The 7,072-nt window shown below is 73.4% G+C and carries 5 protein-coding genes and 1 tRNA gene; 5 read left to right on the top strand and 1 reads right to left on the bottom strand.

Annotated elements, in window-relative coordinates:
* The first annotated feature begins 133 nt into the window (after positions 1 to 133).
* Positions 134 to 1,264 (top strand): YlbL family protein, encoded by a 1,131-nt coding sequence (locus CBZ_RS19720; RefSeq protein WP_130783138.1) that lies wholly within the window; start codon positions 134 to 136, stop codon positions 1,262 to 1,264.
* Positions 1,265 to 1,340: 76 nt separating this feature from the next.
* Here the strand turns inward: CBZ_RS19720 and CBZ_RS19715 are convergent, their stop codons facing one another.
* Positions 1,341 to 1,898, bottom strand: coding sequence for a PPA1309 family protein (locus CBZ_RS19715; protein WP_130783137.1), 558 nt, complete (start codon positions 1,896 to 1,898; stop codon positions 1,341 to 1,343).
* A gap of 139 nt (positions 1,899 to 2,037) precedes the next feature.
* Between CBZ_RS19715 and CBZ_RS19710 the strand changes: the two genes are divergently transcribed.
* From CBZ_RS19710 to CBZ_RS19695, 4 genes are all read left to right on the top strand, one after another.
* A complete protein-coding gene (locus tag CBZ_RS19710; RefSeq protein ID WP_130783136.1) occupies positions 2,038 to 5,028 on the top strand; it encodes a UPF0182 family membrane protein in 2,991 nt (996 codons plus the stop codon).
* A 165-nt stretch (positions 5,029 to 5,193) separates the two neighbouring features.
* Positions 5,194 to 5,267 (top strand) — tRNA-Met (locus CBZ_RS19705).
* 146 nt (positions 5,268 to 5,413) lie between these two features.
* The gene (gene trhA, locus CBZ_RS19700) at positions 5,414 to 6,109 is read left to right on the top strand and encodes a PAQR family membrane homeostasis protein TrhA (protein ID WP_165446868.1); all 696 of its coding nucleotides are present in this window, start codon (positions 5,414 to 5,416) and stop codon (positions 6,107 to 6,109) included.
* 161 nt (positions 6,110 to 6,270) lie between these two features.
* Positions 6,271 to 7,072, top strand: an 802-nt coding sequence (locus tag CBZ_RS19695; protein WP_246013564.1) for a radical SAM protein, incomplete at its 3' end; no start/stop codon positions are given.

The raw sequence follows: 7,072 nt of genomic DNA, 5'->3' as shown, positions 1-7,072 counted from the left end.
GTGTGGCGGCAGGCGCGCGCCCGCCGCCACGGGTGAGCCCGCCCGCTCCCGCGCCCGCACCCGAGCCCGCGTCCGCGCCGGAAGGGTCCGGACGGCGTCCGCGCGGCACAGCGCCGTAGGGGATGATCTGTCCGTGCTCGACGCCCCCGACCAGCCGTCCGACGACGTCCTGCCCGAGCCGCGTCCGCTGACGCCGCGCGCGATCACGCTGACCGCCGCGCTGCTCGGGTCGGTGTCGCTGCTCGCGGTCCTCGTCGTCGTGCCGACGCCGTACGCGGTCAACAGCCCGGGCCCGACGCGCGACGTGCTCGGCGAGCACGACGGCACGCCGCTCATCCAGGTCTCGGGCGCTCCGACGTACGACTCGACCGGCGAGCTGCGCCTCACGACGGTGTCGAGCACGGGCGGCCCCGGCTACCCGTCGAGCATCCTCGGCGTCCTGTCGGGGTGGCTCCGGTCGTCGTCCGTCGTGCTGCCCGTCGAGCAGGTGTACCCGCCCGACGTCTCGCAGGAGCAGATCGACGAGTCGAACCAGGCGGAGATGGTGTCCTCGCAGGAGGACGCGACCGTCGCGGCGCTCACCGAGCTCGGCTACGAGGTGCCGGCGACGCTCATGGTCGCGGGCACCGTGCCCGGCACGGACGCCGACGGCAAGCTCGAGGAGAACGACGTCATCGTCGCGATCGACGGCCAGGCGCTGCCCGACTACCAGACGCTCGTCGACGTGCTCGCGGACGTCGCGCCGGGGCAGACCGTGACGCTCACCGTGCGGCGCCACGGCCAGTCTGTCGACGTCCCCGTCGTCACGTCCGAGCGCGAGGGCGGCGGCGCGCAGATCGGCGTGCTCATCGACCCGACGTTCGACATGCCGGTCGACGTGACGATCAGCATCGACGACATCGGCGGCCCGAGCGCGGGGACGATGTTCGCGCTCGGCATCATCGACAAGCTCACCCCCGAGGACGAGGCGGACGGCGTGACGATCGCCGGCACCGGGACCATGGACGTCACGGGCGCGGTCGGGCCGATCGGCGGCATCCGGCAGAAGCTCGCGGGGGCGCTGCGGGACGGCGCCGGGTGGTTCCTGGCCCCCGAGGCGAACTGCGACGAGGTCGTCGGGCACGTCCCGGACGGGCTGCGGGTCGTGCGTGTCGGGACGCTGCACGAGGCGCGCGAGGCGATGGTCGCGATCGGCGCGGGCGAGGCCGACGACCTGCCCACCTGCGTCGTCGAGCAGCCCGTCGCGAGCCCGGCCGCGGGCTGACGGTACGGCTGCTGGTCCGCCGCGTCGCCACGGTGAGGGACCGCCGCTCGGTCGGCCGCCCGCCGCCCGGCCGTTGCTAGTCGAGCGTCGAGCGCAGCGCGGTCACGAGGCCCGGCACGAGGTCCGGGCCCTGGCCGACCTGGTCGTCCGCGTCGTGCTCGCGCGAGCGGACCGCGCACCACGACGGGCCGTCGCGCAGCACGCCCACGGCGAGCCGCACGTCCGCCCGGTCGGGGTGCTCCAGCAGGTACCGCAGCGCGGCGTCGGGGTCCTGCGGCATGTCCGCCTCGGCGGCGGGCGGCAGGACGACGCGCTCCACGCTGACCGCGACACCGTCGACGGCGTCGGGCCACGACAGCCCCGCGAGGAGCGTCTCGAGGTCGGGCGCGGACGGCAGCCCCTCCTGCTCGACGGACGTCAGGTGCCACGGGTCGGTCGTCGCCGCGGCCAGCACGTCCGGCGCGAGCTGGTCCGCCAGGCCGGGCTCGGTCGCCAGCGCGGACTGCGTCCTGACCAGGGCGAACACCCGGACCGGGGCGTCCCAGCCGGCGGCCGCGACGTGGTGCTCGACCTCGCGGACGGCGTCCGCGAGCGCGCGCTGACCGGGGTGCGGGGAGGTGGGGGGCTGCGTCACCGGACCATGGTCGCACCCGTGTGGGAACCTGGGCCTCCAGCAGGACGTTCACACCGGCGAGGGGTCGCGCGCGTGCGCGTGCCGCTCGGGCCGTGGTCCGCCACGGCCGGCCGTGCCCAGACGACGACGAGGACGCTCCGTGACCTTCGCCAGCCCACCACGCCCACGACCTGCCGGCCGCCGCCGGCGGGGGGCGCTCGCTCCGACCCTCGTCGTCCTCGGCGTGCTCGTCGTCCTCGTGCTCGTCATGGCGCAGGTGTGGACGGAGGTGCTCTGGTACGACCAGCTCGGCTACGTCCAGGTGCTCGGCACCGAGTGGGGCACCCGCGCGGTGCTGTTCGTCGCCGGGTTCCTCGTCATGGCGGCCGCGGTCGCCGCGAGCCTGAGCTACGGCTACCGCTCGCGCCCGGTGTACGCGCCGTCGACGCCCGAGCAGGCCAACCTCGACCAGTACCGCGAGGCCATCGAGCCGCTGCGCCGGCTCGTCATGATCGTCGGACCCGCGGTGCTCGGGCTGTTCGCCGGGGCCGCCGCGTCGCAGCAGTGGACGACGGTGCAGCTGTGGATGCACGGGCAGCAGGTCGGCGAGTCCGACCCGCAGTACGGCATCGACCTCGGCTTCTACCTGTTCACGCTGCCGGGCCTGCGGTTCGTCGTGTCGTTCCTCATGGCCGTGACGATCCTCGCGGGGATCGGCGGCCTGGCGACGCAGTACCTGTACGGCGGTCTGCGGATCGGGGGCGGCCGGGCCTCGGGTCCGCGCACCACGCGCGCGGCGCGCGTGCACCTGTCGGTCATCGGTGCGGTGCTCATGCTGCTCGTCGCCGCGAACTACTGGCTCGACCGGTACTCGATCCTCACGAAGGCGGGGGAGAAGTTCCACGGCGCCGCCTTCACCGACGTGCACGCGGTCATCCCGTCCAAGGCGATCCTCGCGGGCATCGCGATCTTCGTCGCCGTGACGTTCCTCGTGACGGCGCTGCGTGGCAACTGGCGGCTCCCCGCGATCGGCGTCGGGCTCATGGTCGTCGCCGCGATCGCGGTCGGCGGCATCTACCCGGCGATCGTCCAGCGGTTCCAGGTCCAGCCGAACCAGCAGGACCGTGAGGCGCCGTACATCCAGCGCAACATCGACGCGACGCTCGCCGCGTACGGGCTCGAGGACGTCGAGACGTCCGACTACGACGCGAAGGTCACGACCGAGGCGGGCGCGCTGCGCTCCGACGCGGAGACGACCGCGTCGATCCGCCTGCTCGACCCGCAGGTCGTCAGCCCGTCGTTCAAGCAGCTCCAGCAGATTCGCGGGTTCTACCACTTCCCCGACTCGCTGTCGGTGGACCGGTACGAGATCGACGGGGAGAGCCGGGACACCGTCATCGCGGTCCGTGAGCTCGACCTCGACGGCCTCGACTCCGCGCAGCGGAACTGGACGAACGACACGACCGTGTACACGCACGGGTTCGGCGTCGTCGCCGCCTACGGCAACACGACGGCCGGGCGGGGGGCGCCGGAGTTCTGGGAGAGCGGCATCCCGTCGCGCGGGTCGATGGGCCCGTACGAGCCGCGCATCTACTTCAGCCCGCAGGCGCCCGACTACTCGATCGTCGGCGCCCCCGAGGGGACGGACGGCTGGGAGCTCGACTTCCCGTCGGACGAGTCGTCCGGCGCGCAGTACAACGCGTTCCCGACGCAGGACGTGTCCGCCGGCCCGAGCGTCGGCAACCCGTGGAACAAGCTCCTGTACGCGCTGAAGCTCGGCGACGAGCAGGTGCTGTTCTCCAACCGCGTGAACTCCGAGTCGCAGGTCCTCTACGACCGCAACCCGCGCGACCGGGTCCAGAAGGTCGCGCCGTACCTCACGCTCGACGGTCGCGTGTACCCCGCGGTCGTCGAGGGCCGGGTCAAGTGGATCGTCGACGGCTACACGACGACCGACCAGTACCCGTACTCGGCCGGGCGCTCCCTGGAGAGCGCGACGCGTGACGCCCTCACGGAGACGACGGAGACGATCCAGGCCCTGCAGCCGAAGACCGTGAACTACATCCGGAACTCGGTGAAGGCCACGGTCGACGCGTACGACGGCTCGGTGGACCTGTACGCGTGGGACGCGGAGGACCCGGTCCTCGCGGCCTGGTCGGAGGTCTTCCCGACGTCCCTCAAGCCGCTCTCGGAGATCAGCGGTCCGCTGATGAGCCACCTGCGCTACCCCGAGGACCTGTTCAAGGTGCAGCGCGCGCTCCTCACGCGGTACCACGTCGAGGACGCCAACCAGTTCTTCTCCGGCAACGACTTCTGGGCCAACCCGGTCGACCCGACGCACCCGAACGTCAACGTCCCGCAGCCGCCGTACTACCTGACGCTGCGGATGCCGGACCAGGACGCGGCCCGGTTCTCGCTCATGTCGACGTTCATCCCGGGCGGTTCCGGGGCGCGGGAGGTGCTCACCGGGTACCTCGCGGTGGACGCCGAGGCGGGCAGCGAGGCGGGCGCACCGTCGGAGGACTACGGCAAGCTGCGCCTGCTCGAGCTGCCACGCGACTCGACCGTCCCGGGCCCTGGCCAGGTGAACAACAACTTCAACGCCGACCCGACGGTGTCGAACGAGCTGAACATCCTGGCGCGCGGCGACTCCCAGGTGGTGCGCGGCAACCTGCTGACGCTGCCCGTCGGCGGCGGTCTGCTGTACGTGCAGCCCGTGTACGTGCAGGCGTCGTCCGGCACGGCGTTCCCGTTGCTGCAGCGCGTGCTGGTCGCGTTCGGCGACTCGATCGGCTTCTCCGACACCCTGGACGGCGCGCTCGACCAGGTGTTCGGCGGCGACTCCGGGGCGGACGCCGGTGACGCCGGCACGTCGCCGGGCGAGGAGCCGACTGACGGTGCGACCGAGGCGCCGACGGACCAGCCGACCGACGAGCCGACGGACGGCGGGACGACCGACACCCCCGACCAGGCGACCGCGCGCGCGTCGCTCGACCGCGCGCTCCAGCAGGCCCGTCAGGCCCTGCAGGAGAGCCAGGCCGCGCTGCAGACCGGCGACTTCGCCGCGTACGGCGCGGCGCAGGACCGGCTGACCCAGGCCGTCGAGGACGCCGTGAAGGCTGAGGCGGACCTCGAGGCCGCGGGCGGCTGACGACGAGCCGGTCAGGACGTGGGCCGGGTGCTGCGGGCGACCGCGGTGCCCGGCCCTCGTCGTCGGGGCTGAGGTGGGCTCCCGTGGGTTGCGGTGGCGCCGCGACGGGGTGGTCGGGGGCCGATTTGGTCTCGTCCCGCGCGTGACGTAAGGTAATCAAGCCGACGCGGGGTGGAGCAGCTCGGTAGCTCGCTGGGCTCATAACCCAGAGGTCGCAGGTTCAAATCCTGCCCCCGCTACAAGAAGACGAAGGCCCGGACCACACGGTCCGGGCCTTCGTCGTTCACCAGGGCGACCACCGGGTGGCGTGCCGGTCGGTCGGGTGATCGTCGATAGAGTCGGCGTCGCCGCGGCCCGGTCCGCGGCGCACTCCGGGAGGGCAGCTGTGCAGACGAGTCCAGCGGAGGCACCGGTCCTGCGCAGCAGGGACGGCAGCGTCCACGTCACCGACGAGCGGATCAACACGGTCACGCACCTCGCGGCGAGCTGCTTCGCCCTGGTGGGTGCGGCGCTGCTGGTCGCCCAGGCGAGCGTCGAGGGCGACCCGTGGAAGATCGTCGGACTGGCCGTGTACGGGGTGTCGGTGCTGACGCTGTTCGTCGCCAGCACCCTGCACCACGGCATCGACCGCGGCCCGCGGGTCAACGAGGTGCTGCGCACCCTGGACTACGCGTCGGTGTTCCTGCTGATCGCGGGGAGCATCACGCCGCTGGTGCTCGTGCTCTTCCGCAACACCTACGGGTGGACCGTGCTCGGCGCGGTGTGGCTGGTCGCCGCCGCCGGGATCGTGGCGCGCTCGATGCTGCGCGACCTGCCGAAGTACGTCACCAACACCCTCTACATCGCGCTCGGCTGGATGCCGGTGCTCCTGGTCGGCGCGGGCGTGCCCCTGCCGTTCGGTGCGTACGCGCTGATGGCGGCGGGCGGCCTGCTCTACAGCGTCGGGTTCGTGATCTTCGTCGTCGAGCGCCCCAACCCGGTCCCCGGGGTGCTGGGCTTCCACGAGATCTGGCACGTGCTGGTGGTGCTCGCCGCGGTGCTGCACTACCTGCTCATGTACCGGTACGTGCTGCCCGCGTAGGTCCGCCCGCACGCACCGTCGCGCGGGACCTAGGTCCCCGGTGGCACGCGCCGCGCTGCCTAGCGTGACCGGAGCGCCAGGGCTGTCGGACGAGGAGGTGCGCGGTGCGCGCGACGGGGGACACCGCGGGGCGACCCGGCGGCGCGGGGCGGGGACGGCCCGTGCGGCAGCTGCACCACGACACCGCCGACCGGCCCTTCATCGTCATCTGGGAGGTCACGCGGGCGTGCGCGCTCGCGTGCCGGCACTGCCGCGCCGACGCGATCCCGCGGCGGGACCCGCGCGAGCTCGACACCGAGCAGGGCAAGCGGCTGCTCGACGGGCTCGCGTCGTTCGGCGCGCCCCGGCCGCTGGTCGTGCTCACGGGCGGGGACCCGTTCGAGCGGCCCGACCTCGCGGAGCTGGTCGCCCACGGGACGTCCGTCGGGCTGAGCGTGGCGCTGTCGCCGTCCGTGACCCCGCGGCTCACCCCCGGGGTGCTGGCCGGGCTGCGGGACGCTGGCGCGAAGGCCGTGTCGATCTCGCTGGACGGCGCGGAGGCGGCGACGCACGACGCGTTCCGCGGGGTGCCCGGGGTGTTCGACGACACCCTCCTGGCGCTCGACGCGGTCCGGGCGGCGGGGCTGCGGCTGCAGGTCAACACGACGGTCACGGCCGGCAACGTGCACGAGCTGCCGCGGGTGCTGCGTCGGGTCCTCGACGCCGGGGTGAGCCTGTGGAGCGTGTTCTTCCTGGTCCCGACGGGGCGCGGGCAGGCACTCGACGCGCTGTCGGCGCAGGACGAGGAGGAGGTCCTGCACTGGCTGCACGAGGTGTCCGACCTCGTGGCGGTCAAGGCGACCGAGGCGGCGCACCACCGGCGGGTCGCGGTGCAGCGCGCCGCCGCGCGGCAGGCCGCCGAGCGGCGGGCCGCCGAGCAGTGTGCCGCCGAGCGGCCGGACGCCGAGCGGCGCGCCACCGGCC

Source organism: Cellulomonas biazotea, from assembly GCF_004306155.1.
Lineage (GTDB): Bacteria > Actinomycetota > Actinomycetes > Actinomycetales > Cellulomonadaceae > Cellulomonas > Cellulomonas biazotea.
The sequence above is the reverse complement of the archived record's forward strand: the minus strand, read 5'-3'. Positions and strand labels throughout refer to the sequence as shown.